Raw genomic sequence first — 25129 nt, 5'->3', positions numbered from 1 at the left:
AGGTAGATGCCCACACCGGAGCGCCACGGGTTCCGCGACATCGCCGCGAAAATCCGAGAAGAAATCATCGACGGCCGGTACCCCACCGGGACCGTTCTGCCAGCCGAGCCGGAGCTTGCCGACCGGTACGGGGCGTCCCGTAGCTTGGTGAACAGGGCAATGCAGGTACTCGCCGCCGAGGGCATCGTCCGGCCTCGGCAGGGACGGGGCACCATGGTCACCTGGCTTCCGCCGATGCTCCACTCACCAGCGCGCTACGACCGGGCGGCCCGCGAGAACCAGGGCGCCCGCGGTGCTTTCGACGCCGAGGTTCGCGCCCGTGGCCTGGAGCCACAACACGAGATCACCACCGGACGCGCCGAACCACCGGCGGACGTCGCCGAGACGCTCGGCCTACCGACCGGAGAAGTGAACTGCCTCGTCCGGCGTCGGCGACTGCTCGCCAGCGGCATTCCCGTCCGGCTCAACGCCAGTTGGTTCCCGCTCGACATCGCCGAGGGGACCGTCCTGGAGGAAGACGGCCCGGTGATCGTCGGCGGCGTCAAGAGCGCGCTTGCCGAACTCGGCTACGCGCAGACCAGGGCGCGCGAACAGATCATCCCGAGCCGTCTACCCACCGATGCGGAGGCGCACGCGCTGGAGATCAGCCCGGAGCGCACGGTCGTCGAGATCACGCATGTCGGCATGACGGCCGAGGGCCGCGCCGTCGAGGTCACGATCTCGGTCGCCCCCGCCCACTACCTCACGGCTCAATACGAGTTCCCGCTCGCCTGACAACCGGAGAGACCACACCCGATGATCACGCGCCCAGTCCAAGACCACGCCCAAGCACTCGCCGACAAGTGTGAGCTACCCGCGTTCGTCTACGACCTCGCCGCACTGCGCGAGCACGCAGCCGGGGTCAGAGCTGCGCTCTCGGCACCTGGTGCGCCGGAGATCTTCTACGCCGCAAAGGCCAACCCGGACGCGCCGATCCTGCAAGCTCTCGCCCCGTACGTCGATGGCATCGAGGTCGCGTCCGGCGGCGAGCTGGCGCACGTTCGCGAGGCACTGCCAGACGCGCGGTTGGCGTTCGGCGGCCCCGGCAAGACCGACGATGAACTACGGCTTGCCCTCGACCTCGGCGTCGAGCGCATTCACGTCGAAAGCCCGTACGAGCTAACCCGCCTGGCTGACATCGCTCGGACGTCCGGCCGTGAGGTCGATGTCCTGCTACGCCTCAACCTCGCGGGCGACCGCCGCGGCGTCGCGCTTGCCATGAGCGGCCCGTTCGGCATGGACCCTGACCTCATCGAGTCGTGCGTCGTCATCCTGGAGAACTCTCCGCAGGTGCGCCTCCGCGGCATCCACGCGCACCTGGCGTCTGGCTTGGACGCCTCCGCCATGGTCGCTCAGTCCGCCGAGATCCTCGCGTGGAGCCGCGCGTGGCTCGACAGAATCGGCCACACCGGACCGCGTGAGTTCAACCTCGGCGGCGGCATGGCCGTCGACTACTCCACTCCCGACATCCGGTTCGACTGGAAGCAGTATGGTGCCGACGTCGCCGCACTCGCCGAGCCGGGCGAAACACTGCGCATCGAACCAGGCCGCTCCATCAGCGTCTACGCCGGGTGGTACATCACCGAAGTACTGGACGTGAAGAAGGCACACGGCCATTGGTACGCCGTCCTACGCGGCGGCACCATGCACATCCGCACACCAGTAACCAAACAGCACAACCAACCGTTCACCGTCCTGCCCATCAACGGCGACAAGCCCGCGGTGGCTGGCGGACCCGTAACCCTAGTCGGGCAACTCTGCACGCCAAAGGATGTCTTCGCACGCGAGGTGCGCTCTGACCGCATCGCGGTCGGCGACCTAGTCGCTTTCTCGATGGCTGGCGCCTACGCCTGGAATATCTCTCATCACGACTTTCTCATGCATCCGAAGCCAGCCTTCCGGTACCTTCAAGGCTAACTCACCAGGTCATCGCAAGAAGCCTCGGCCGACGGATGGCCGAGGCTTCTTTATTGCCTCCTTCCCCCATGCATTTCCACATCCCATCGAGATTGTTGACGAGGCATCGGGCGATACTGGATCAAGAAATCAAGTTTACGAGAATGCCAGTAGGTATAGATGCGAGCAGCGTCGCGATGTAAATCAACCGCCGAGAGCCAGTGGAATCCCCCATCTCACTAGTGATGTCGAATTGCGGAAATACCCATGCTCTGACCTTGTGCTGAGTGAGTAGAAATGTTGCGCCAAGACAGACGAGGTAGAGCAAAATGTTGGCCGACACTAGACTGCCCGAGTCCATCTCGCCAAAGGTAGGCAAAAGGGCAACTATGCTTGGAAAGTAGAGCACTATGTAGACGATCAAAAAGAGCAATGGGGTTCCTCTGGGGAAGTTGTGAACGAACTGCCAACGCGGCACACCCTTTTCAATTTGTTCTGCGACAGATACAAAAATCTGCCGCCCCCAGCCTTGATCCGAGGACTCGACAACCAGTCGAGCACCAGACTCCCAACTGCGGTGCGGCTTCTTAAACTCGACAAATACTCTTTCCCTGAATGTCCTGTCGAAGCACTCGGCCTCGAACTGGACGCACTCCACAGTGCGTCGATCAAGTTCCCCTAGAATATCAAGCGGCCCAGATACCTTGTCATCGCCGTCGACGATTGTCGCCTTCATGTCCAGCGACCGGGCGAGCGATTCCCTACTTAGCTGCCGATTCATTTCCTCCCGGTAACGCGCCCTATCGTCGCCCATTTCCTCTAGGATTTCGCGAGTTTTCTCATCGAACATCGCCAATATTGCAACTCTGCGCCTAAGGCAGGATTGCTCGACCATTTCTCCTATTCGTCGCAACTCGGCCACCGATCCAGCCCAGGCACCCCATTCTTGGCGCTTCTCAACAGTGCGGCGGATATTGGACATGACTCTATCCTTTCACTCCTGGAGGCAGATGCTCGGCCACGAAGTACAAGGTAGACGAACGGTATGACCTTTTCAGCGCAATCGCCGAAAGAACAGCGCACTTCCGGAAGGGGACCCCTCCCGCCCCCCGGATGAGGGGTGTGTCATCGAGGTTCCTCCCATGTTGCCGTCGTCCCGGCAGGACCAGCTCAACTGAAGGCGACCCGAGAACCGGGGTCACACGCGCCGCCGACTCGACGAATGGCCCTCCGCCTCCGTGGGGTTAGGCCGACACCGGTCGGCAGAGACGCAGGTCGAGGCGGATGACGGCCACGCATAGAAGGGTTCTCAGCGGCGTTGCATGTTCCACTTGCGTCCACAGTGGGACGGAAGGCGGCCGTCTTTCCTGGTGGATCGCTTGATCAGTGCCGGTCTCCGGAGCCGTGTGCGCAGGTTCGAATCCTGCAGGGGGCGCACCACCATCACCAGCGGAAACACCCGCTGACCTGCCCGAGGAAGGCCCACCCCTTCCGGACGGCGTAGGCGGCCAAGTGCCACCGGATGCCGCCGATGGCGACCATCTGGGTACCCAGCGGGTACCAGAAAACCCACCCAAACCCGGCATCGAGCCCTCCCCCGACCCGGCGCGCCCTCCCGAAGCACCCTCCGGTGAGGACGCATTCGCCGAAGCGGCGACCCCTGCGGCGGACGTCGAGCCGTCCGACCCCGCGTGCGCCTGGTGGGAGTGGTCGGATTGAATGCCGCACAGGGTTGGGGAACAACCGCCGGGCAGGCCGAGAGACGCCCACGCCGCTGTGGCGTTGATCTCAACAGCTCACCGCCCTGTCTGGTCTCGGCGGCGGTGGTGAGGCTAGGCGACTGACATTCTTCTCTTGGTCCTGGCCGTCTGGTGGTTCCGGTTGTTGCCGATGCTGACGTCCTCCCTCGGGAAACGGGAGGCTTCGGTAGGCATTGGCGCATGGCCACTGCCCAGAACGAGAACACCTGCCAACATCCTGGTGCCGAGGACCCGTCGGCAGTGTGCGGGGCTGCCACCGCCGCCGATCACCTGTGTCTAGTCCATCGGTCCCATGACGCCAGAACCGCCCACCTCGCCACCTTGGGTCCCGGGTCCGACATCAACGCTTTGGGGCGTGACCATCTCCGGGGACTTGCTCACACAGTTGCTGAAGGCGCTCTGTCCTCCGCGAGGCCGCCCTCAGATAGGAACTGCCGACTTCAGCAGTACGACCTTCACCGGAACCGCCAAGTTCGACCGCGCGACCTTCACCGGGAACGCCGGGTTCGCACCCTGGGGTGGTGGGGCCGGCCGCGATCGAAGTCGGCGCGCGGACCCCGACCCTGACCAACGGCACCAGTCGATCGGCAACCCCCTGGCCGAATTGCGACGTCCCTGACCGCGGCGCGCCAGCTCACCTTGCACGCCGCCCGCGAGGCCGACGCGGGTGCCGGGTGGACATGGAGGCGGGCATGGCCAAGCTGTTCGCATCCGAGGTCACCATGCAGATCGCGCTGAACGCCGTGCCCATCCACCACGGCTACGGCTACTCCACCAAGTTCGACGTGGAGCGCTATCTCAGCGACGCCCCGCTGATGATCGTCGGCGGGGGCGCCAGCGAGAGCCAGCGCAACGTGATCGTCCGGCAACTTGTCAGCCGCGGCGGCCTCTACGTTTCCGGTTCCCGCCGACGCGGAGGTGACGGCGATGGGATCGCGTCGTGACGGGCCGGTCGTACAGGCACTGGCTCTACTTTCACGACCTCGTGCGAGCGCAGGCAGGGGAGCTTGGCAAGGGGGTATTACTGTATTACGATCATCGTGTTGACTATCTGAGGGGACACTCGTGACCAGCGTCCAGGATCCGCAGCTCTACATCGACGACATGGCGCGCAGCCGGGGCTATGTCCTCGAGTACCACAAGGTGATGGCCAAGCAGGATTTCGACGTGCTGCGCGCCGCCAACGGTCTCGTCGCCGCGGCCTACCTCGACCAGCGGACGCTGGACCGCAGGACGAAGGAGCTCATCTTCATCGTCAGTCTCACGGTGATGCGCGCTTCGAGGGGGCACATCCAGAGTCACATCAAGGTCGCGCTCGACTTGGGGCTCACTCCGCGGGAGATCCTCGAAGCGATCGAGATCAGCCTGCCCGAGGCGGGCGTCGTGGCCTTCCAGGCCGGCTTCGAGGCGTGGCGCGAGGTCGTCGGCGCCGAAGGCCTGGAGCCGACCGTGGACGCGTTCCAAGGAGGTGCGGGCGCCGATGCCTGACATCCCGGCCACGGCGGACACCGTCAGCTTCATCGGCCTGGGCACGATGGGCCGGCCCATGGTCCGCAACCTCGCGCGGTCCGTGCCCGTGGCGGTCTACGACGCCGACCCCGAGGCGCTCGCCGCGGCCGCCCGCTACGGCGGTGTGACGGCGTTGGGGAGCCTCGCCGAGGGAGCCGGCGCGGACGTCGTGATCCTCATGTTGCCCGACAGCACGGTGGTCGGGCGCGTGCTCGGCGATCCGGCGGACCCGGCGAGCTTCGCCGGGCGCCTGCGTCCGGGCGCGCTGGTCGTCGACATGGGGTCGTCGGCGCCGCGGGCGACCCAGGGACTCGCCGAGCGGCTCCGGGAGCGCGGCGTGGCGATGGTCGACGCGCCGGTCTCCGGAGGCCCGCGCAAGGCCGCGACCGCCGAGTTGACGATCATGGTCGGTGGGCCGGCCGAGGACTACCGGCGGGCCCTTCCGCTGCTGCGCGCGATGGGCGCCTCGGTGACGCGCGTCGGCCCGGCGGGGTCCGCGCACGCGCTGAAGGCGCTCAACAACCTGCTGTCGGCCATCGGCCTGGTCGGGGCGCTGGAGGTGCTCACCGCGGGAGCCGCGTTCGGCCTCGCCCCCCGGACGATGCTCGACGTCATCAACGCCTCCACCGGCCGCAACCAGTCGACCGAGGTCAAGATCGGCCCGGAGGTGCTGGACGGACGGTTCCAGGTGGGTTTCTCGCTCCCGCTGACCGTCAAGGACATCACCACCGCACTGGACCTGGCGACCTCCCTGGGCCTGTCGCCGGAGGTGTCGCGGGCCTGCGTCCGGTTCTGCCAGGCCGCGCTCGCCGGCCTCGGCGAAGGGAACCCGGATCAGTCCGAAATCGCCCGCTACCTGGCGAAGCTGACGGGGGTCGACCTCACCCGCTGACCGGTGTATTACCATGATATGGTCGTTGGCCGTTGAGGGGAGACGACCGTATGGCAGCGCAGCGGGTCCAGCGTGTGGCCGCGCCCCTGCGAGCCCAGGTGCTCGAGGTGTTCCGCCAGGACATTCTGGCAGCGGAATTCGAACCCGGCGAGCGGCTCGTCGAGGCGCGGCTGTGTGAGCGGTACGAGGTCTCCCGGACGGTCATCCGCGAGGTCCTGCGGCAGCTCGAGTCGGAAGGACTCGTGACCATCGTGCCCAACCGCGGCCCGGTCATCACCGAGCTGACGGCCTTCGACGCCAGGGCCCTGTTCGAGGTGCGAGGCGCGCTGGAGGGCCTGGCCGGGGCGCTGTTCGCCGAGCGGGCCACCGCCGAGCAGCGCGAAGAGATGGGCAGGGTGGTCCGGCGGTTCTCCCGCACCTGCGGCGAGGCCGACCTGGCCGAGCGGCTGGCGATGAAGGACGATTTCTACGACGTCCTCATCGCCGGGGCGGTGAACCCGGTCATCGACTCGATGCTGCGCGGTGTTCACGCCCGCGTGCAGATGTTGCGCGGGCTGTCCCTGCAGGCCGAGGACCGTCTGCCGGAGACCGTCAAGGAGCTGGCCGCGATCTATGACGCCGCGGCCGTGCGGGGCGACGCCGACGCCGCCCGTGCCGCGTGCGAGGACCACGTCCGCAAGGCCGCGGCGATCGCGCTGCGCGAGCTCGCCGCCCGTCAACGCGAGGAGCGGCAGCCCGCCGACGGCCAAGCCGGACAATGATCGGGAAGGCCCTCCGATCCCCTGAGCCCAGAGCCCTCCCCCCGCATCCCTGACCGAGCACCGCCCGCCCCCTGACCGGACGCCACGTGTCGGTCGGACATCACACGCCGTCCGGGCGGCCGACATGCTCGCCGGGCGGTCGACATGCTCGCCGGGCGGTCGGCGTGCTGGTCGGGCGGTCGACGGGCCAGCCGGGCGGTCGGGGTGCTCGCTGCGGGTGTTGCGTGCTAGGCGGACGTCAGATCGGTGAGCAGCATGGCCGTGGCCTCGGGCGACTCGACGTGGAAGTGGTGGCTTCCCAGGTCGACGGGCACGATCCGGATGCGGTCGCGGTAGCGGTCGATGGCCTCCCGCGTGATGATCGAGCGCACCGCGAACAGCGTGATCGGCTGCTTGACCTCGCGTAGCGCGGCGTCCATGTCCCAGCGCACCAGCCCTTCGAGGCACCGCAGGCCGGCCGGCTGCCGCACGGCGACCATCTTGGCGAAGTACATGTCGTTCAACGCGGGGTCGGTGCCTTCCGGCGACCCGGCCTCGACCATGCCCCGCATGGCGGAGGCGAAGTCCTCGTGGAACGGCCGCAGCACCGCCTCGGCCTGGTCTTCGTCCTGGGCGGGGAACAGGGACAGGTAGTGCAGGGCGTCGAGCGCGACCACGTGCGAGACCACGCCGGGGAGGATCCGCCCGGTCTCCACGGCCACCGCCCCGCCGAGGGAGTGCCCGACCACGACGCAGGAGCCCACCGACTCGGCCTCCAACACGGCCGCCACGTCGCGGGCGAACTCCTCCATTGTCCAGACGTCCCGCGCGGACCGGGACTCGCCGTGTTCGGCGAGATCGATCGCGAGAACGCGGTAGTGCTCGGGCAGGAAGCCGGTGATCGCGTCGAAGTCGGTACGGTCGCAGCCCCAGCCGTGGACGAGGGCCAGCGTGGGCCCGTCGCCCGAACCGCTGACCGTGTAGTGGATCGTCGTGTCGTTCGGGCGCCGCACGGCGGCGGCCCTCGTGGTCATCGTCATCCCAGGTCTCCTCTTTCCTTCCGGCCGTGGATCCGGCTCACAACGCGCGGTGGTACTGCTTCGGCCAGGCCGTCCTGTCCCCGGGACGGTTGCGCAAGGCGAAGTACGGGTCGCGGAGCAGCGCACGTCCGACCAGCACGGCGTCCGCCTGGCCGCCGCCGACGACCTCGCCGGCCAGCGAGAGGTCGCCGATCTGGCCGACCGGGGCGACCACGAGCCCCGATGCCTTCTTGAGCGCTGCCGCGAACGCGACGTTCACCCCGTCCTTGACCGGCGGCCGCGCCTCCAGGTCGCGCACCAGCACGCCGGACGTGACGTCGAGGAGGTCGACGCCCACGGCCGCCAGCTCCTTGGCGAACAGCGCCGCCTCGTCGATGGAGATGCCGCCCGCGGCCCAGTCGGTGGCGGTGATGCGCACGGAGACGGGTTTGTCCGCTGGAAAGGCGTCGCGGACGGCGCGGGCCACCCGCAGGGGAAGACGCATCCGGTTCTGCGGGCATCCGCCGTACTCGTCCACCCGGTGGTTGGCGAGCGGTGACAGGAACTGGTGCAGGATGTAGCCGTGCGCGGCGTGGATCTCCACGAGCTGGTAGCCCGCCAGGTGGGCCATGCGGGCCGCCTGGGCGAACGCCTCGACGACCTCGTCCATGTCCGCCTGGTCGGCTTCCCGGGGGACGGCCAGGTCACCGAAGGGGATCGGCGACGGCGCGATCAGATCCCAGCCGCCGTCCGCCACGCGCACCGGGCCGTTCTGCCCCTCCCCTTCCCAGGGGACCTGGTGTGACCCCTTCCTGCCCGCCGCCAGCAACTGGATCGCGGGAACCGCGCCCTGCCCGGCTATGAACGCGGTCAACCGGCGGTGCGCGGCGGCCTGGTCCTCGTTCCAGATCCCGAGGTCCGCCGAGGTGGTCCGGTGCAGCGGCCCGACCGCCGCGGACTCGACCATGACCAGGCCCACTCCGCCGACCGCGCGCGCTCCGTAGTGCACGAGGTGCCAATCAGTCGGCTTCCCGTCGGTTCCCGCGGCGTACTGGGCCATGGGCGACATCCACACCCGGTTGGGGACCGTTACCTCCCGGAGTCGAAGCGGGGTCATCTCCGGGCCGGTGAACTCTGCGCTGGGCACGGCTGAACTTCACTTCCTCACACCATCGCGGCCGGCGGAATCGGCCAAACCTTGACGCGAGATTACCATAATACGATACTACGGTCTGCGAGGCGGCGGTCACCCCCACCGCGCCGGCCACAGTCGTCCGGGTGCGCGGAGCCTCCTTACCTCCGTCCTCCGTCCGATCCAAAGGAGAGCCATGTCCGCAGAGGAGGCCTTCGCCGTGGCCGAAGGCGCACCACCGGCCGGGACGAGCGGCGAAGAGAAAAAGGCGATCTTCGCCGGGGCGCTCGGGAACGCGATCGAGTACCTGGACTGGGGGATCTACGCCTCCCTGGCTCCGGTCTTCGCGGGCCGGTTCTTCCCCAGCGGCGATCCCGTCACCGCCTTCCTGTCCACTCTGGCGATCTTCGCCGTGGGCTTCCTGATGCGCCCGATCGGCGGCGCCGTCCTCGGCGCCTATGCCGACCGGTACGGCCGCAAGAAGGCCCTGGTGCTGACGGTGAGCATGATGTCCGCAGGGGGTCTCGCCATCGCGGTGTGCCCGACCTACGGGCAGATCGGCGTCTTCGCGCCACTGGTGCTGCTGACGGCCAGGCTCGTGCAGGCGTTCTCCGCCGGCGGGGAATGGCCCAGCTCGGTGTCGTACATCGTCGAGAGCGCGGCACCGGGGAGACGGGCCTTCGCGGGATCGTTCCAGCAGGTGTCGACGGCGGGCGGCATCCTGCTCGCCTCGCTGCTGGCGCTCGTCGTGACCTCGGTCCTGGACGACCAGCAGGCGGAGAGCTTCGGCTGGCGGATCGCATTCGCCGTCTCCGCGGCCATGGGGCTGGGCGTCCTGTGGTTGCGCACCCGCACGCGAGAGACCCGGCACTTCGACGACGCGGAAGTGTCCGGCAAGGCGCACAAGCCGGTGCGGACGCTGTTCGCCGCCCATAAGACGAGCATGCTCCGCGTCGTCGGAATCACGGTCCCCGGAACGATCATCTACTACCTGTGGGTCGTCGGCATGCCCGGCTACGCCAGCACGACGGCCGGCCTTGACCTGGACAGGGCACTTCTCGCGAACACGATCGCGGTCATCGCGTTCATGCTGCTGCTGCCCTTCGGCGGCATGCTGTCCGACCGCTTCGGGAGGCGTTCCACGTTCATGTCCTTCCTGGTCGGTTTCGCGCTGTTCTCGTGGCCCGCGTACCGCCTGCTCGACGACGGCGGCTTCTGGACGCTGCTCCTGATCGAACTCGCCGGGGTGGTCCTGCTCGTGGGCAACTCGGCGAACGTGGCCGCCATCTACGCCGAACTGTTCCCGACCTCGGTGCGCACGACCGGGACGGGGCTTCCCTACGCGACGGCCGTCGCCGTCTTCGGTGGCACCGCACCGTACTTCACCACCTGGCTGGCCAGCATCGGGCGCCAGGACGAGATCTGGATCTACGTCGTCGTCTCGGCGATGGTCGGCATGGCCACGATCATGACGATGCCCGACGGCGCCAGGAAGGGAGCACTCGACTGATGACTCCAGCGGCGGAAACACCGGACGAGCGGGAGCCGTGGCAATGGAGCGAGGCCACGTGGCGGAGGTACGCCGGGGCGGTACGAGCGGGACGCGACCTGACGCCGCCGGGGTGGCCGGGCGGCGCCCGGATGGCCGTGGCGCTCTCATTCGACCCGGACCACGAGACGATCTCGCTCCGCGACGGGGAGACCTCGCCCGGCGCGATGGGCAGGGGTGAGTTCGGGGCGCGCGTGGGAGCCCGCCGGATCCTCCGGCTTCTCGACGAGTCCGGGATCCCGGCCACGTTCTTCATCCCCGCGGTGTCCGCGCTGTTGCACCCGCGGGAGGTCAAGGACTATGCCGCGGCGGGCCACGAGATCGGTGCGCACGGCTGGATCCACGAGCGGAACGCACTGCTGGAGGCGAAGGACGAGTTCGATCTCACGCGCCGCAGCCTGGACACCCTGGAGGACCTCGCCGGGCGGCGGCCGACCGGGATCAGGACGCCGAGCGCCGACTTCTCCGACTCGACCCTGGAGATCCTGCGGGACCTCGGGTTCAGGTACGACTCGTCCCTCATGGCCGACGACATGCCGTACGAGATCCTCTCGGACGGGCGGCCGACGGGGATCGTCGAGGTGCCCATGGAGTGGATCCGCGACGACGCGCCCTACTTCACGATGACGCGCTACGGCCCCTACCGGCCCTACACCCCGCCCCGCGCCTGGGCCGAGATCATGAAGGACGAATTCGACTCGGCCTATGCCGACGGGGCGGTCTTCCAGCTGGTCTGCCATCCGCACATCGTCGGGCACCGGTCGCGGATGCACGCGTTGCGCGGGCTCGTCGAGCACATCCGGGCGCACGACGGCGTGTGGTTCGCGACGCATGGGGAGCTCGCCGACCATGTGTGGCGCAGCGCCCGCGGGGACACGGGCGACTGACGAGTTCGCCGGCATTCCGGCACTCCTTCGAGGCCATTGCCCAGGTCAAGGCGACGGGAAAGCGATGTGCCAGATTAGGGTACGCCGTATCACTTTGTGGCACAACGAGGGCGCGGGCCAGCGCACCGCGACGCCGGATGCTCGATGACGGAGCCGCGACCGCTACCGGACCGTGCTCGTCGACCTGGGGAAGGCACCGCCTTCATCGTCGAGGAGCCCGAGGGCGTGGCCGGGTCGCCCGCCGGAGCGATGGCCGGGGACGGACGGGTCAGCCGGAGGAGAGCAGCCGGCTGATCTCGTCCGCCGCCGCCATCACCAGCGGCGCCCACGCCTTCTCCTTGGACCGGTCATATCGCATCTCTGGCACGGAGAGCGTGAGTGCCGCGATCGGATACCCGGCCGCGTTCGTGATGGCCGCGCCGATGGAGGCCACGTGCGGTCGATACCACGACGACGAGCCGTGGAGCGCGTATCCACGCTCCGCGGTCTCCGCGATCTCCTCCCGGAGTGCACCGGAGTCCGGCACGGGGTGTCGCGCGAACTCCGTGAGCTCGTGCCGCAGGAGTTCGTCCACCTCGGCGTCGGAGAGGCGCGCCATGATCGCCACACCGGCCGACGTGGCGCGCAGCGGGACGCGCGCGCCGATCTCCTGATGCACGCGCACGACCTGCGTGGTGTCCTCCCGGGCGACGATGGCGTACTCGTCGCCGTCGCGCACGCCGAGGAGAACGGTCTCGTCCGTCTCCGCCGCGAGGCGTTTCATCGCGGGCCCCGCCAGTTCGCGGAGGTCCTGCTCCCCCGCGCTGCGCAAACCGAGCGTCAGCGCCTTCATCGTCACGCCCCACCGCGCGTGCTCAGGGTCCACGACCCTCAGCCAGCCCGCCTGCCTGAGTGTCACCAGGCATCGCTGGACGGAGCTCTTCGGGATCTCCGTCACGCGGGCCAACTCCGAAACGCCGATGGGCTGCCGGAGGGCGACCTCCTCGAAGACGCGCAGGGTGCTGAGCACGCTGTTCATCGACCGGACACTGCTGCCCGGCCTGCCCTGTCCGCTGTCGCCGTCGCCCTCTGCCATGTGCATGTGGACTGAGCGTACCAACGCGCGCACTGCCGTCTCTACTGGCGGCACGCTTGACCTCGCCCGCTGCCGTGCTACTCTGCGGCATAATGTATCGCAATACGGAACGGTGCGCATGGATCTGACCATCGTGGGAGACGTCGTCGCCGCGGGATGGCCCCGGCGCCCGGTCGTGGACCCCGCCGGCCCGGGCGACTCCGCCTTCGGACTGCTCCGGGGCGGCGACGTGACCATCGGGAACCTGGAGGCGCCGTTCACCGAATCCGGGCGGCGCGCCGAGAAACTGGTCGCGATGCGCGCTCCGGCCTCGGGCGCGAGGGAGCTCGCGGCGTTCGGCTTCGACCTCGTGTCCCTGGCCACGAACCACGCGCTGGACTACGGCGCCGAGGGCATGCGCGACACCGTCCGGGCGCTGGACGACGCCGGCGTCCGGCACGCCGGGTTCGGCGAGTCGGCCTCCGAGGCGACCCGGCCCCGCGTGGTCACCGCCGGCGGGCGAAGCCTGGCGTTCTTCAGCTTCTGCTCCGCCCTGCCGCTGGGCTTCAACGCGACCGCCGACCGGCCCGGCATCGGCGCCATCCGGGTCCGCCAGACCTTCGAGTTCGACAGCGGGTTCCTGGACGAGACCCCGGGCACGCCGCCCTTCGTGCGTTCGGGCGCGCACGAGCCGGACGTCCGCCTGGCCGAGACCCTGATCGGCGAAGCCAAGCGGGACAACGACCTCGTCGCGGTGGCACTGCACTGGGGCGTGCCGTTCTGCTACCTGCCGGAAGCGCAGGGACCGCTCGCGCAATACCAGCGGCCGTTGGCGCTGCGCCTGATCGACGCGGGCGCGGACCTCGTGATCGGGCACCACCCGCACTGCCTGCACCCGGTCGAGTTCTACCCGATCATGCCCCGGCCCGAGGTGGCGGCCTCGATCCTCGCCCGGTTCGCGAAGGCGTCGAGGGAGCTGGATCCGTCCCTCACGGTCGATGAGGAGGGCGTCGTGAACAACGACCGGAGGGCGACGTGACCCTGGAACAGCCTTGGGAGTGGGACGAGCCGACCTGGCGCGGGCACGTCGAGCGCGTGCGCGCGGGACGCCCGCTGCGACCACGGTCCTGGCCCGGTGAGGCGAAGGTCGCCGTGGCGCTGTCGTTCGACTCCGATCACGAGACACCGGCACTGCGGGACGGCGAGGTGCTGCCGGGCAAACTGTCGCAGGGTGAGTACGGCGCACGTGTCGCCGTGCCGCGAATCCTGAAACTGCTCGAACGCTTCGAGGCGCCGTCGACCTTCTTCATGCCCGCCGTGTCCGCGCTGCTGCACGACGGCGAAGCCAGGTCCTATGCGGACGCCGGACACGAGGTGGCGCTGCACGGCTGGATCCACGAACGCAACACACTGCTGCCCGCCGCGGCCGAACGCGACCTCGCCTTCCGGGCCGCCGACACCCTCGAACGTCTCGCCGGGACCCGCCCGGTCGGTATCCGCACGCCGTCCTGGGACTTCTCGTCCCACTCGCTGCGCATCATCCGCGAGCTGGGACTGGCGTACGACTCGTCCCTGATGGCCGACGACGACTGCTACGAGATCCTGGCCGACGGTGAGCCCACCGGCATCGTCGAACTGCCGGTCGAGTGGATCCGCGACGACATGCCGTACTTCATGATGGACCGCTTCTCCTCGCCGCGGCCCTACACGCCGCCGCGCGGGGTGCTGTCGATCTGGCGCGACGAGTTCGACGCCGCCTACGCCGAGGGCGGGATCTTCCAGCTCACGCTGCACCCCCACTTCATCGGGCACCGCTCACGGCTCTCGATCCTCACCCGACTGCTCGAACACATCGCCTCGCACGAGGGCGTCTGGTTCGCCACGCACGCCCAGGTCGCCACCCACGCACTCACCGGAAAGGACCTGTCGCGATGACCGGTACCAAGGAACGCATCGAGCGCACGTTCGAGCGGAACCTGCCCTTGGTCCTGGAACTCTCCCACCGGATCAACGCCAACCCCGAACTGGCCTTCGAGGAGCACGAGACGTCGGCGTCGATCATCGAGGCGCTCCAGGACGGCGGAGAGTTCACCGTCGAGAAGGGCGTGGCCGACCTGCCGACGGCGTTCGTGGCGTCGGCGGGGTCCGGAGACCTGGCGATAGGCATCTGCGCGGAAATGGACGCGCTCCCCGGCATAGGCCACGGCTGCGGCCACAACGTCATCGCCGCGTCGGCCGTGGGCGCGGCCCTGGCCCTGGCCCCCTTCGCCGGCGAACTCGGCCTCACCGTGCGGGTCTTCGGCACTCCCGCCGAGGAAAGCGGCACCGGCAAGGAGATCATGGTCAACCGCGGCGTCTTCGACGACACCCACGCGGCCATGATGGTCCATCCGACGCTCAAGGACGTCGTCGTCCCGACACTGCGTGCGTCCCGCTCCTGGCAGGTGACCTACACGGGTCGCGGCGGACACGCGTCCCGCCCCTGGCGCGCGTTGAACGCCGGCGACGCGACCGTCGTCGCCCAGACCGCCATCGCCCTCCTGCGGCAGCAGTTGCGCGACGGCGTCCGGGTCCACCACCTCGTCAAGGAGGCCGGTGCGGCCGTCAACGTCATCGCTGACCGCGCGGTGGTCGACTGCATGATCCGTTGCGACACCATCGACGAGGTCGACCAGATCTGGGACCGGGTCCGGCCCTGCTTCGACGCCGGCGCCGTCGCCACCGGCACCACCGTCGAGTACGTCTCGCTGCCCTCCATCTACCGCGAGTTCCGGCACGATGCCGACCTGGCCCCGTTGTTCGAAAAGAACGCCAAGGCCGTCGGCCGGACGTTTCCCGACTACCCGGACACGATGTTCGGGTCGACCGACATGGGCAACGTCTCGCTGCGGATCCCCGCGATCCACCCCATGCTCTCCTTCGACCTCCCGCCCGAGGACGGCAACCACACCGCGGCCTTCGCCGCCGCCGCCGGGGGCCCCGAAGGCGACCGGTTCGTCCGCGACGCGGGCCTGGCCATGGCCCTCACCATCGCCGACATCGCCAGCTCCGACCGGACCCGAGCACGCCTGATCGCCAGAACCGCCGGCAGCTGAGGAGAACCACACCGCAGTCCCGGTCGCCGAGTCCAGGACGGGCCGGCGTCCACCAACCGGTATCCGTACGGCGGTCGCCGTCCCAGGTAGCGGCCCTGTTCGCGGGTCCGGGCCGCCATCACCGCGGAGACCCGGACCCAGGGTTGGGGTCGGCTTCGTGCACCGGCACCCGCTCGGTGGCCTTCTCTGGCTCGGCTCACGGCTCGTTCGTTTCCAGGTTGTGGAGGATCTTGGCGGAGAGGTCAGCGAACTGGTCGAGCTCTTCGGGTGTGAGGCGGTCAACGAACAGGCGCCGGACTTCTTGGCCGTGGCGGGGCACCGCTTTTCTGAGGGCGTCGAGCCCTGCCGCGGTGAGCGCGACATGGACGCCGCGCGAGCCGCACCGCTCGCGGGCGATCAGGTTCCGCCGGCTCATCCGGGTGAGCTGGTGGTGCATGCGGCTCTTCTCCCAACCGGCTGCCCGGCACAGCTCGTAGAGGCGCATGCGCCTGTCGGGCGATTCGGACAGTAGAGCCAGCACGGTGTAGTCGGCGTTGGACAGGCCGCTGGTCGCCTGAAGCTGCTGTTCGAGGCGTGCCCGCAGCAGCTCCACCATCCGGAAGGAGGTCCGCCATGCGCGGAGCTCGCGTTCGGTCAATCCAAGATGCGCCATGGGAACATCCTAGACCGGGAGTTGACACATCAACTCGATCATGTACCGTCTAGTTGACACATCAACTCACTGATCGAGGGGGCGACAGGGCGGTCGGTTCCGTCCCCTGCGCCATGGCGGGCGGCGGCGCGCGCCCTCGAATACCTGCGATCACCGCGTTTCGAAGGGCCTTTTCCGAAGGAGGAGGAGCGTGTCCAGCGAGCAGAACGACGACGAGCGACGCAAGAATGTCGCTCCGCGATTTGGGGGCGTCGCAGTTTCCTTAAGACCTCGACAGTGGCCACGGCGGCGGGCGGCGCGGGCCTGCTCGCGGCCTCTCCGGCCACCGCGCGGGACCGTGACCAGCCGCCGCCGAGGGACAGCGGCGCCCGCGGACGCCGCTACGTCATCCGGGGCGGGGCGGTGATGTCGATGGACCCGAAGGTGGGCGACTTCGAGGTCGCCGACATCCTGGTCGAGGGCAAGAAGATCGTCGCGGTCGGACGTGACCTGCGGGCCTCCGGCGCGGACGTGATCGACGCGCGCGGCCGCATCGTCATGCCGGGTTTCGTCGACACGCACCACCATTTGTTCGAGACGGCGGAGCGCGCGTTTCTGGCCAATGGTCTGCTCCTCGACGACCGCTCAGGGTCACCGAGCGCGGACCCGAACTACGGCAAGCACATTCTCGACGGGTTCCGGCTGGTGTACCGGCCGCAGGACGTGTACATCAATGACCTTTTCGCAGGACTTTCCCAGCTTGACGCGGGCGTCACCACGGTGCTGGACGTATCTCAGATCCACCATTCCCCCGAGCACACCGACGCGGCGATCCAGGCGCTGATCGACACCGGGCGGCGCGCCGCGTTCGGCTATTTCGAGGGTGACGGCCGCGCCACCGCCCGGTATCCGGAAGACGCCCGCCGCATCAGGGACCGCTGGTTCTCCTCGGACGACCAGCTGGTGAGCATGGTCATGGGCGGCGAACTCCACCTCGGCAGGAATGTGTACACCCGGTCCTGGACGATCGCCCGCGAGCTGGACATCAAGATCGCGGCGCACTCGGTCGGGTCGTGGGGGATGCTGCCGGTCTTCGAGGACCTCGCCCGGGGGACCGCCGGGGTCCGGGTGGGGCCGGACAACCTGTTCATTCACATGACCGGGATGTCCGACCGGGTCTGGAAACGGTTTCGGGACGCCGGCGCGCAGGTCTCGCTCGCCTTCCCGATCGAGATGGTCATGCGGCACGGCACCCCGCCGATCCTCAAGTTGCAGGAGCTCGGCATGGAGCCCTCGCTGAGCTCCGACGTCGAGACGACGATGGCCGCTGACCCGTTCACGCTGATGCGCTCCGCCATGATCATGCAGCGTATGGTCGTCAACCAGATCGTCTTGGACCAGGGCGACCCTGTGCCGCCCAACAACTGGCCCACGCCGGCCGAGGGAACGCCGGGGCTCCTCACCGTCCGGGACGTGCTGCGCTACGCGACCGTCAACGGTGCGAAACACCTCGGGCTCGCCGGTAAGACGGGCACGCTCACGCCCGGCCGGAGGCCGACATCGTCGTGCTCGACGCCACCGCGCTGAACGTGGCCCCGCTCAACAGCGTGCCCGGAGCGGTCGTCACGCTGATGGACCGCACGAACGTCGAGACGGTGATCGTCGCCGGCAAGGTCCGCAAGTGGCGAGGGCGCCTGCTCGGCGCCGACCTCGGCCGTCTGCGACGCGAACTCGAAGCGTCACGCGACTACCTCTTCAAGGCGGCAGGCATACGGCAGGACCTTTTCGCATACAGCTAAAGGTCCGGATGGCGCAGACGCTGCCGGTCGCGATGACGGAGACGAAGGCGGTCGGCAGCACGGGCGCCGCGACGTCGGTCCGTACGACGCCGCTGAATGAGGCGTGCCGGTCAGTGCTCGTGAATGGGAGGGACGTCGTCCCAGGCCCAGGTAGCGATGCCCACACGGTTGCGGGCGCTGGATGGCGGCCAGGTGGTCCTTGACGGTGGCGGACGCGAGGTGGAGACCGGCGGCGATCTCGACGTTGGTCTTGCCGCTGGCGACACGGCGTGCAATGTCGGTCTCGCGCAAAGGCGCGGCACTCAAGCGCGGTGCGGAGCGGTCGTCGGGGGATGGGCGAGGCGGCGCGGCATCCGGACGGTGATCTGCGGGCTGATGAGCGCGTCACCGGCCACCGCGAAGCAGGACTCACCCGCTGGGTAGGACCCTGACGATCGCGGGGCCTGGCACTCTCGAGGCCGCGATGGAGATCTGGCTGCGCGCCTACACCAGCCCCAACACCCGCGACGCCTACAACCGCGACGTCGGGCGCTGGTTCACCTGGTGCCACGACTACGACATCGCCGACAGCCGCCGCGGCGACGTCGACGCCTACCGCGCCGAACTTGACGACCACGACCCGCCGCTCGCCGCCCGGACCCGGCGCCGCCGCCTGGCCGCGATCCCTTCGTTCTCCACCTACTGGCTCATCGAGGACGTCGTCCCACGCAACCCGGCCGCGCACGTCCGCCGCCCGCGACAGCCCAGATCCCCGCAGCATGACCCACCACTCGATCACTTGGGGCATCCTAGGCAGGTGACAGCCTGGGCAAGGCTCCTCGTTCCTGCCACTGGCGTCGCGGTCGGCGGCATCATCACCGGAGGTGCCGCAATCTGGGGACAAGTCCTCACCCACCGCGGCACATACGAGCGCGAACGAGGAGCACGGCGAGACGCTTTCAAGGTCAAACGCTACGAGATTGACTCAGCTCAAATCACGCGTCTTGGATAACGATGCCAGGAGCGCAGTTGACGAGTACATGGAAACCGCTCATGCGCAGGACCAAGCTTCAGTAGCCACGCTAGAGGCGTACCGCAAGGCACAGCGAATGGTGGGCGATGCCATCCGGCGAGACCCCTTTAGGGACGAAGCGTGATGTCCCTGGCTGCCATTAGAAACTGCAGCAGATCCATGGCCGCTGGCACGAGCCCACCGAGCCGGAGGAGCATGGCGTCCTCATCGCCCCTGCGAGGGGTCGCAACCCTCACCCCGGTCCCCGATCGAGCGGAGCTGCGCGGTCGTCTTCATCGCCCCTGTAAGAGGTCGCAACATCAGGTAGGTCAACGTGCCCGGCCGTCGAGGATCCGGTCTTCATCCCCTCTGCGAGGGGTGGAAACCCCGAGCATGGCCACGCAAGTGTGGCTTGGATGGCTGGGCTCCCACCAGTTCGTGACGATGCCGATCGGGTTTTAATCGGAGGCGTGAATGGTGTGATCAACCAGCGAGGCGGACCGCGCGGTTAGGGGTCGTGAATCGGGACGGGATCGTCAATTGGCAGCGGTGGGGTGGCGGGAGCAGCCATGCGCGTGGTTCCCCGTACTTGATTCGAACCGGTGCGGGGAGATTCATCCCGTGTCTTTGGATCCAGTTGGCGCCCAGGCCGGACAGCTCTCGATAACATCCCTGGCCCGTAATAGACGCTTTCGAGCGCGCCACCGCAACGCGCAACGTTCTGTGAGATTTCTCAGGGGCGCCTTGAGCCACCTCGGAGCTGGCGTGAGCATTGCCGGAGGCGGCGTTACTGGACTCGGTGTTCAGCCCAGCGCCGTGCCGGACCTGACGCATCAACAACTCATAGGAACCTATCAACGCCGCCGAGGGCCACGCGGCGATCAGCCTCCTCACCAGCGACGGCTCGGCCACTGCCACATTGGCCGCCAGGCTAGCGGCGCTTCCAGTCACCAGCAACGCCCCCGACGAAAGCCGCTGCGCCTTCCCTGCCGGGAATCGGCCAGCAACGTCATCGAAGCGACCGCGATCATCCCATCCACCGACACCGGCAACAGCGCCGCCGTCCACGAGGCCTCGCCATACTGGCGGACCAGCGTGTACATGTCCCGACAAGACAACACTGGCGCGATCCCGGCCAGCATCACGACGCTAACGGTGGTCACCCATCGGATCGCCCGATCACTCCAGCCCCGCTGCAATTCGGTCACGGCCGTTCCGCCTCCCCGGCGGCGCACCGGGCAGGGAGAACCGCTCCTCCCACGATAGGAAGCCTGGTCGAGCCTGTTCCCATGTTCTGGGTGTCCTGCAGGAGGCCCACCACCATCACCAGCGGAAATGTCCGCTGACCTGTCTGAAGACACCGGAGCCATTTTGGCGGCGTAGGCGGCCAGTGCCGTCGGTTGCCGCTGATGGCGGCTCGCTTGGAACCGCTCGCACGGATTTGCCAACTGTCGTGGGCCGACACGGATGCATCGCCCGGCTGAGAGCTCGTCGCTCAGATCACCGAGCGCAGGAGGCGTGTCACTCAGTGCAGCGTGCGCACAAGTTCGGCGGAGCTGCTGGACGAGGCGACTCAGTGGAACGGCAACTCCGCGCGCTTTGGCTGGTCCGGCTCCCGAACGATCGCTAGATTTGATTGCGGATCAACATCTGGTCCACGGTCTTCGGGTGGTGTACGTGTGACCCCAGAGGTGAGAAGGGCTACTGACCCCTTCAAACGCGAGTATCGGGCGGACATCGGGACGCTCGTCGGCATGCCCTTCGTGTGGGGTTTCTTCTTCCTGGTCGTGGCCATCCTCATTGTGCGGACGGAGAGCCATTCCGCGGTCAAGGTTCTCGTGCTCGGACTGCTGGTCGGGATCCCTCTCCTTTATCTGGGGGTCGAGGTACGGACGCGAACCTATGTGTCGCGCGATCGGATCCTGAAGCGCGGACTGTTCCGGACCATCGCGACACCATGGCAGGCGATCCAGGGCATCGAAACCAAGCAGGGCCCCAGATACCGGTACGTTGTGATCTACAATTTCCAGGGCCGAGAAATCTTCCTACCGCACCTGATCTCCAACGAGGCCGACGTGGATAAAGAGGTTCGCGCCCTTCGTGAGATCTGGGAGAAGCGACGGGGTCCACGCTGGAAGCCGATCCCCGAGGTGGCCGCCAAGATCTCTCTCCGGGAGTAGTCGGGCTGGGTCGGCATCGACATGCTGGGCGATCAACCAGGCTGCGTGAGCGGCGACGTACAGTTCGGTCGCGCGTCGCCAATGCCCACACGACCTCCGATCTCGGTGCGGTCGAGGCGGTGCGGGCTCAGCCTGGATGGTGGCCTGTCGCCTGTCGTGAATGCGCACCTGGAATGTTTCGAAATTCGGTCGTCCGGCTGATACCACGCGTGGGTCCAGTTTGACGGACGGTGTAGTTCTCGCCAACGGGAGGCGAGGGTGGCGGCTGAGCCGTTGATGACAGTGGCAGCACGACAGGACCCCCTTCTCTGCGGCCATTGACGAGGGGACTCAAGCACGGGTCCGCCATGAGGGTGGCAATCAGATGGGATCCCGCACCACCGTCCCACCCACAGCTCATCACCCCAAAGCCTGGCCAACGCCGGACACGCATCCGGGGTACAGAACCCCTGAACCGCTCAGCCTGCCCCACCTCGGCACGGTCCTCACGCTGCTGCGTCTGGAACGTCTCTCGGTAGGCCAGCCGCGAGCAATTACCGCCGGAATATCGAACACAACCGACCGGATCATGCCGCCACCTGCAACTCCCCACGCCCCAGGCCCGCAATGCCACCGCCCGCACTCAGCCCGCGATCGCAGCAATTCATCAAATGGGCGATATTCAGATACCAAGTATCAGATCTTCCAAATTAGGCAGGCATCCTTGATGAGATCGTTCTCCCGCTTCTCCAAGGCAGCCATGTCCCAAGCCGGAAGCTTGGACAGGTCCTGATTGAGCGTGACTTGACTCACTGCGTATGCGGGCTTCTTGACATCGAAGGGATCGTTGCCTGCTGCGCTATTATCGTCCGGCGCCCAATAGGAAAGATTCCCGAGTCGATGGACCTGACCAGAAAACTGCGGGTCCACTGGCCTGGCATTCTGCGGGTATATGTGCTCGATAGTGACCTGATCCATGTCCGTCAAGGCGATCATTGACGGCTTCGGCTGGCCATGGGCGCCCTGCTTAATCCATGGACGGTGGGCCTCGATCATAGTGAGGAGGTGACGTATATTCGCCCTCGCGGCACCTCCACCATCGTATCTGAGTTGAGTCTCGATGGTCGCCCTAAATATTCTGTCATTGGCGCGCGCTTCGATCAACTTTCGAAGTGCGGCGGCAAGATCTGAGAAGTCGACCTGTTTGCTGAGATCGCGCAAGGTCTTGCACTGCACATAGTAGGCAGAAGAAGCAGGGGTCGCGTGAGCACCGCATACGTTCTTATATCTGAACGCAAACTTTTCTATCAATTGCACCAACTCGGCGAACTGTGCCTCGTCACAGCGAGCACGGGCGGCAAGGAGAAGCGGGTCGGCGAGTTCGTGGCGGAGCGTTCGCCTGAGATGTGCAAGTCGCTCCCTCTGCCACTTGGTTACCTTGTTAGGCAGTCGATCCTCTTCCTTGTATGGCCATTTGCCATCCTGTATCGCCATGTAGGCAGTAAGTTCAATTCCCATTTGCTGTAGCCTGCCGATGATCTCAGCTGGCTGCGAACTAGGTGCGAAGAGGAGTGAAACAAGGGTGTCGAATAGATCGTCGCGTCTGGCCCGCCTTCCTGTTAGTGACGTGTAGTAGGTCATAAGGAATTCATCTACCACCTCACCCCCCTCGGCCAGGAGGTCATCCCACATCAGCGCCGCATTGTCTCGCAGTGGCGCATTAAGGTCGAGAATTTCCAGAGTGTGACTTCTCAAGAGATCTGCGACCGTAAGACGAGCACCTCGGTCGTTTAGGACCGAGAACAATCGATATCCTGTAGACCGGTTCTCGCCCACGATATGAATGACGAACGAGTCGTCAACTGTCGCATCACGAAGCCTGATCAGGCTGTTCCGGGCAATGCTAGGGTCAGCCTGAGATGTCTCAGGCCAGACCAGTTCATTTCGCAGCAGCTTAGCTGCGGCAATCAGGCGGTGGTGACTTTCCCGACTCGGCGTTACTTCATCCCCTCTGAGGAGGGCACAAAATACCGCGTCATCCGCCTTGCTCAGGCGAACCCGTTCATGCTCCGTCTTAGTCCCCTGGTATACGTCGTATCGTGGATAGTAAAGGTACGTTTCGCGGACCTGCAGCCCCAGCATCTTCATTTGAGAGGCTTCCTGTTCCGCTCCCTTCTCCATGGCCGATTCGGCGAGGTCCTCGGCACGTAGAGCAATCTGCGCAAGAAGAAGACAGAATGTAGCCAGTCGCTGCTGTCCGTCGACTATCTCATAAAAATGTCCGCTCGGTTCAGCGGCATCGTCCGTTCTGATAGCCACCATCCCACCGTAAAAATGGCCGCGTGACTTAGTGGGGGTCGGAAGCAAGAGTTTGACATCGTTGATTAGATCGGTAACTTGGTCATCTTCCCAAGCGTATGCGCGTTGGTACTGTGGCACCACAGCAGGTGAACGCGAAGACAGCAGTTCACTTATGGGCAAGCTGGTCGGTTTGACGCTAGCCGCGCTCATCGCCGGGGTGGCCTGACTCATCGAGTGCCTCCTGTTGACCGGACGTTCTCGTTCCACGGGTGATAGAACCGTACCGTGTTGATGGGGCAGCGTGTTGGCAACACTGAAACCAGGTTGAATCGATGGCTGGTGATCTAGGGCGCCTCTGATCTTGCTCCGGACCAAATAGCTTGCATGCGAATTTAACTGCTTTGGATCAAGGGGTGGCAGCGCTCAGGCCGCTGATGCGTGCGGCGCCGGGCCGCCCGGAGCGTGCGGCGTGGGCGCCGCTCACCGGCTGGCGCGCCGAGCCGCGCATCGCGCAGCGCCCGCTGCCCAACCCCGCCGGGCCGCCACGGGTTACCCCGCCGTCGTCCAAGACGTTCACCAAGCTGCCCATCAGACTCCGCAGTCCCGGGTCCTGCAAACTGAGCCGGGAACTGCACGGGGCTCTCCCGACCCGATCTGTCGAGATGGCGACGACCAGAACCCGTCAAGGGCGCTTCGCGTCGGCTTCGCCGAAGGCCTACCGCCCACCCTTGACGGAACCCGTCCCAAGCCGACCGTGGCCTTCTCCCGGATCCGCGCTCCGAGCAGTCGGGAAAGAAAATGTGCTTCAGTCTCCGAGCCGAGGTTCAAGGACTACTCGGAAGCTTAACAACGAAGTAGTTACCTCTCAGAGGTTCAATCTGTATCTGCGGTGGCTAGCCCTTTGGCCATGGCGCAAGGCTATTTTCTTGAAGCCATCTTCCGATCTCCTTGCCGAGCAGCTCTGGGCACTGTCGCCAGAAGGAAGGCTTGATGTTCACCACAAGTTCAGGGCCACCCGAGAGGTTCAAGTTCACATGTTTCCAGCTTCGATCGAAGAAGCGATCTCTGTCAGCGAGTCGGATGCGTAGCCCGTAGTTGCCCTTGCCATGGGCGTAACCCGACGCTTGCAAGGCACACCTCCAGCGCTGGTTAAACAACCTAGCGTGACACAAGATCCGGAGCTAACGAAAGAGGCAGTAGCCCCGTCAGGAGCCTTGATCCGGAACATGCGCGGAACGTTTGGTCGCGTAAGAGCCCAACCGGCGCGCCCTGACTCAGGTCAGCAGGAAGATCGTGCGGATCAGGTACGCCCCCTCAAGAGCCGTGGGCACAGGTTTGGATCCTGCAGAGGGCGCACCTCATCACCTGCGGAAAGGCCCGTTGACCTACGCGAGGAAGACCTGGACCTTTCCGGCAGAGTAGGCGGCCAATGCCGCTGGACGTCGCTGATAGCGACCATTCGGGTGACAGAGAGTCTGCGTGCGCGGCGGTCAGAGACGACGGTCCTTGCCCAGGGCAGCGGCAAGATGTCCGGTCTCGCCTTGGAGTCTCACCGCAGGAACCGCGCGGCAAGTGCGGCTCTCCTGCCCGACTAGCGAAAGCAGAGATCTTCGAGGACACCACACGACAACACTTGCCCGGCGTTGACCGGCCATCGGTCCTCGCACCGGGCCAGG

Annotated in this window: 23 protein-coding genes; 15 read left to right on the top strand and 8 right to left on the bottom strand. The window is 66.7% G+C overall.

Annotated elements, in window-relative coordinates:
• Positions 1–6: 6 nt before the first annotated feature.
• On the top strand, positions 7–774 hold the full coding sequence (locus ACH01S_RS18275) for a GntR family transcriptional regulator (protein ID WP_067892734.1): 768 nt from the start codon (positions 7–9) through the stop codon (positions 772–774).
• A gap of 21 nt (positions 775–795) precedes the next feature.
• On the top strand, positions 796–1956 hold the full coding sequence (locus ACH01S_RS18270; RefSeq protein WP_067892732.1) for a type III PLP-dependent enzyme: 1161 nt from the start codon (positions 796–798) through the stop codon (positions 1954–1956).
• Between the two features lie 121 nt (positions 1957–2077).
• Here ACH01S_RS18270 and ACH01S_RS43615 read toward each other — a convergent pair whose 3' ends face one another.
• The gene (locus ACH01S_RS43615; RefSeq protein WP_148344024.1) at positions 2078–2917 is read right to left on the bottom strand and encodes a hypothetical protein; all 840 of its coding nucleotides are present in this window, start codon (positions 2915–2917) and stop codon (positions 2078–2080) included.
• 1470 nt (positions 2918–4387) lie between these two features.
• Here ACH01S_RS43615 and ACH01S_RS46030 point away from each other — a divergent pair.
• The 4 genes from ACH01S_RS46030 to ACH01S_RS18250 all read left to right on the top strand — a co-directional run bounded on the left by ACH01S_RS46030 (position 4388) and on the right by ACH01S_RS18250 (position 6857).
• Complete coding sequence (locus ACH01S_RS46030) at positions 4388–4639, top strand: acyl-CoA dehydrogenase family protein (RefSeq protein WP_425458262.1); 252 nt, start codon at positions 4388–4390, stop codon at positions 4637–4639.
• 121 nt (positions 4640–4760) lie between these two features.
• Complete coding sequence (locus tag ACH01S_RS18260) at positions 4761–5183, top strand: carboxymuconolactone decarboxylase family protein (protein ID WP_218010305.1); 423 nt, start codon at positions 4761–4763, stop codon at positions 5181–5183.
• A complete protein-coding gene (locus ACH01S_RS18255) occupies positions 5176–6096 on the top strand; it encodes an NAD(P)-dependent oxidoreductase (RefSeq protein ID WP_067892938.1) in 921 nt (306 codons plus the stop codon). The genes ACH01S_RS18260 and ACH01S_RS18255 overlap by 8 nt, the downstream gene beginning before the upstream one ends.
• A gap of 50 nt (positions 6097–6146) precedes the next feature.
• On the top strand, positions 6147–6857 hold the full coding sequence (locus ACH01S_RS18250) for a GntR family transcriptional regulator (RefSeq protein ID WP_067892729.1): 711 nt from the start codon (positions 6147–6149) through the stop codon (positions 6855–6857).
• A 227-nt stretch (positions 6858–7084) separates the two neighbouring features.
• On the opposite strand, the gene ACH01S_RS18245 is transcribed toward ACH01S_RS18250, so the two are convergent.
• Positions 7085–7876 (bottom strand): alpha/beta fold hydrolase, encoded by a 792-nt coding sequence (locus ACH01S_RS18245; RefSeq protein WP_067892727.1) that lies wholly within the window; start codon positions 7874–7876, stop codon positions 7085–7087.
• 37 nt (positions 7877–7913) lie between these two features.
• A complete protein-coding gene (locus tag ACH01S_RS18240; RefSeq protein WP_067892937.1) occupies positions 7914–8972 on the bottom strand; it encodes an NADH:flavin oxidoreductase/NADH oxidase in 1059 nt (352 codons plus the stop codon).
• Between the two features lie 211 nt (positions 8973–9183).
• Here ACH01S_RS18240 and ACH01S_RS18235 point away from each other — a divergent pair, with 211 nt between their 5' ends.
• Both ACH01S_RS18235 and ACH01S_RS18230 read left to right on the top strand, forming a co-directional pair.
• Entirely contained in the window at positions 9184–10497 is a 1314-nt protein-coding gene (locus ACH01S_RS18235; RefSeq protein ID WP_067892725.1) for an MFS transporter, read from the top strand.
• Complete coding sequence (locus ACH01S_RS18230) at positions 10497–11423, top strand: polysaccharide deacetylase family protein (RefSeq protein WP_067892724.1); 927 nt, start codon at positions 10497–10499, stop codon at positions 11421–11423. Before ACH01S_RS18235 ends, ACH01S_RS18230 begins: the two co-directional genes overlap by 1 nt.
• Before the next feature lie 268 nt (positions 11424–11691).
• Here the strand turns inward: ACH01S_RS18230 and ACH01S_RS18225 are convergent, their stop codons facing one another.
• Entirely contained in the window at positions 11692–12504 is an 813-nt protein-coding gene (locus ACH01S_RS18225) for an IclR family transcriptional regulator (protein WP_067892936.1), read from the bottom strand.
• Between the two features lie 112 nt (positions 12505–12616).
• Between ACH01S_RS18225 and ACH01S_RS18220 the strand changes: the two genes are divergently transcribed.
• Genes ACH01S_RS18220 through ACH01S_RS18210 form a run of 3 tightly spaced genes read left to right on the top strand, consistent with a single transcriptional unit; the run spans position 12617 to position 15572 of the window.
• The gene (locus ACH01S_RS18220; RefSeq protein ID WP_067892722.1) at positions 12617–13516 is read left to right on the top strand and encodes a CapA family protein; all 900 of its coding nucleotides are present in this window, start codon (positions 12617–12619) and stop codon (positions 13514–13516) included.
• The gene (locus tag ACH01S_RS18215; RefSeq protein WP_067892720.1) at positions 13513–14412 is read left to right on the top strand and encodes a polysaccharide deacetylase family protein; all 900 of its coding nucleotides are present in this window, start codon (positions 13513–13515) and stop codon (positions 14410–14412) included. Before ACH01S_RS18220 ends, ACH01S_RS18215 begins: the two co-directional genes overlap by 4 nt.
• Positions 14409–15572 (top strand): M20 family metallopeptidase, encoded by a 1164-nt coding sequence (locus ACH01S_RS18210; protein ID WP_067892718.1) that lies wholly within the window; start codon positions 14409–14411, stop codon positions 15570–15572. The genes ACH01S_RS18215 and ACH01S_RS18210 overlap by 4 nt, the downstream gene beginning before the upstream one ends.
• Positions 15573–15768: 196 nt before the next feature.
• Here the strand turns inward: ACH01S_RS18210 and ACH01S_RS18205 are convergent, their stop codons facing one another.
• The gene (locus ACH01S_RS18205; protein WP_067892716.1) at positions 15769–16224 is read right to left on the bottom strand and encodes a MarR family winged helix-turn-helix transcriptional regulator; all 456 of its coding nucleotides are present in this window, start codon (positions 16222–16224) and stop codon (positions 15769–15771) included.
• A 60-nt stretch (positions 16225–16284) separates the two neighbouring features.
• Between ACH01S_RS18205 and ACH01S_RS18200 the strand changes: the two genes are divergently transcribed.
• Together ACH01S_RS18200 and ACH01S_RS45385 are read left to right on the top strand one after the other, a co-directional pair.
• The gene (locus ACH01S_RS18200) at positions 16285–17790 is read left to right on the top strand and encodes an amidohydrolase family protein (protein ID WP_306303251.1); all 1506 of its coding nucleotides are present in this window, start codon (positions 16285–16287) and stop codon (positions 17788–17790) included.
• Positions 17769–18002 carry a hypothetical protein gene (locus tag ACH01S_RS45385; RefSeq protein ID WP_218010303.1) on the top strand — a complete coding sequence of 78 codons (234 nt, stop codon included), beginning with the start codon at positions 17769–17771 and terminating at the stop codon, positions 18000–18002. The genes ACH01S_RS18200 and ACH01S_RS45385 overlap by 22 nt, the downstream gene beginning before the upstream one ends.
• Here the strand turns inward: ACH01S_RS45385 and ACH01S_RS46800 are convergent.
• Positions 17943–18293, bottom strand: coding sequence for a LuxR C-terminal-related transcriptional regulator (locus tag ACH01S_RS46800; RefSeq protein WP_218010302.1), 351 nt, complete (start codon positions 18291–18293; stop codon positions 17943–17945). The two genes, ACH01S_RS45385 and ACH01S_RS46800, sit on opposite strands and share 60 nt — an antisense overlap.
• Positions 18294–18465: 172 nt before the next feature.
• Here ACH01S_RS46800 and ACH01S_RS18190 point away from each other — a divergent pair, with 172 nt between their 5' ends.
• The gene (locus ACH01S_RS18190; protein WP_067892712.1) at positions 18466–18993 is read left to right on the top strand and encodes a site-specific integrase; all 528 of its coding nucleotides are present in this window, start codon (positions 18466–18468) and stop codon (positions 18991–18993) included.
• Between the two features lie 947 nt (positions 18994–19940).
• On the opposite strand, the gene ACH01S_RS46025 is transcribed toward ACH01S_RS18190, so the two are convergent.
• Positions 19941–20201 carry a DUF2637 domain-containing protein gene (locus ACH01S_RS46025; RefSeq protein WP_067892710.1) on the bottom strand — a complete coding sequence of 87 codons (261 nt, stop codon included), beginning with the start codon at positions 20199–20201 and terminating at the stop codon, positions 19941–19943.
• Positions 20202–20672: 471 nt separating this feature from the next.
• On the opposite strand from ACH01S_RS46025, the gene ACH01S_RS18180 reads away from it, so the two are divergent.
• The gene (locus ACH01S_RS18180) at positions 20673–21173 is read left to right on the top strand and encodes a PH domain-containing protein (RefSeq protein WP_067892709.1); all 501 of its coding nucleotides are present in this window, start codon (positions 20673–20675) and stop codon (positions 21171–21173) included.
• A gap of 675 nt (positions 21174–21848) precedes the next feature.
• Here the strand turns inward: ACH01S_RS18180 and ACH01S_RS42315 are convergent.
• Positions 21849–23684, bottom strand: coding sequence for a DUF262 domain-containing protein (locus ACH01S_RS42315; protein ID WP_083980838.1), 1836 nt, complete (start codon positions 23682–23684; stop codon positions 21849–21851).
• Positions 23685–25129: the final 1445 nt, after the last annotated feature.

This window comes from Actinomadura chibensis NBRC 106107 (genome assembly GCF_001552135.1).
GTDB lineage: Bacteria > Actinomycetota > Actinomycetes > Streptosporangiales > Streptosporangiaceae > Spirillospora > Spirillospora chibensis.
Note: the sequence above shows the minus strand (reverse complement) of the source record. Positions and strands in the feature narration are given on the sequence as shown.

Bases quoted from the DNA above. Each gene is read 5' to 3' on its own strand.
- ACH01S_RS18235 (WP_067892725.1), top strand. From the start codon at position 9,184: ATGTCCGCAGAGGAGGCCTTCGCCGTGGCCGAAGGCGCACCACCGGCC.
- ACH01S_RS18275 (WP_067892734.1), top strand. From the start codon at position 7: ATGCCCACACCGGAGCGCCACGGGTTCCGCGACATCGCCGCGAAAATC.
- ACH01S_RS42315 (WP_083980838.1), bottom strand. From the start codon at position 23,684: ATGAGTCAGGCCACCCCGGCGATGAGCGCGGCTAGCGTCAAACCGACC.
- ACH01S_RS18220 (WP_067892722.1), top strand. From the start codon at position 12,617: ATGGATCTGACCATCGTGGGAGACGTCGTCGCCGCGGGATGGCCCCGG.
- ACH01S_RS18205 (WP_067892716.1), bottom strand. From the start codon at position 16,224: ATGGCGCATCTTGGATTGACCGAACGCGAGCTCCGCGCATGGCGGACC.
- ACH01S_RS18240 (WP_067892937.1), bottom strand. From the start codon at position 8,972: ATGACCCCGCTTCGACTCCGGGAGGTAACGGTCCCCAACCGGGTGTGG.
- ACH01S_RS46030 (WP_425458262.1), top strand. From the start codon at position 4,388: ATGGCCAAGCTGTTCGCATCCGAGGTCACCATGCAGATCGCGCTGAAC.
- ACH01S_RS18270 (WP_067892732.1), top strand. From the start codon at position 796: ATGATCACGCGCCCAGTCCAAGACCACGCCCAAGCACTCGCCGACAAG.
- ACH01S_RS18245 (WP_067892727.1), bottom strand. From the start codon at position 7,876: ATGACGATGACCACGAGGGCCGCCGCCGTGCGGCGCCCGAACGACACG.
- ACH01S_RS18225 (WP_067892936.1), bottom strand. From the start codon at position 12,504: ATGCACATGGCAGAGGGCGACGGCGACAGCGGACAGGGCAGGCCGGGC.
- ACH01S_RS18210 (WP_067892718.1), top strand. From the start codon at position 14,409: ATGACCGGTACCAAGGAACGCATCGAGCGCACGTTCGAGCGGAACCTG.
- ACH01S_RS18230 (WP_067892724.1), top strand. From the start codon at position 10,497: ATGACTCCAGCGGCGGAAACACCGGACGAGCGGGAGCCGTGGCAATGG.
- ACH01S_RS18255 (WP_067892938.1), top strand. From the start codon at position 5,176: ATGCCTGACATCCCGGCCACGGCGGACACCGTCAGCTTCATCGGCCTG.
- ACH01S_RS43615 (WP_148344024.1), bottom strand. From the start codon at position 2,917: ATGTCCAATATCCGCCGCACTGTTGAGAAGCGCCAAGAATGGGGTGCC.
- ACH01S_RS18250 (WP_067892729.1), top strand. From the start codon at position 6,147: ATGGCAGCGCAGCGGGTCCAGCGTGTGGCCGCGCCCCTGCGAGCCCAG.
- ACH01S_RS18190 (WP_067892712.1), top strand. From the start codon at position 18,466: ATGGAGATCTGGCTGCGCGCCTACACCAGCCCCAACACCCGCGACGCC.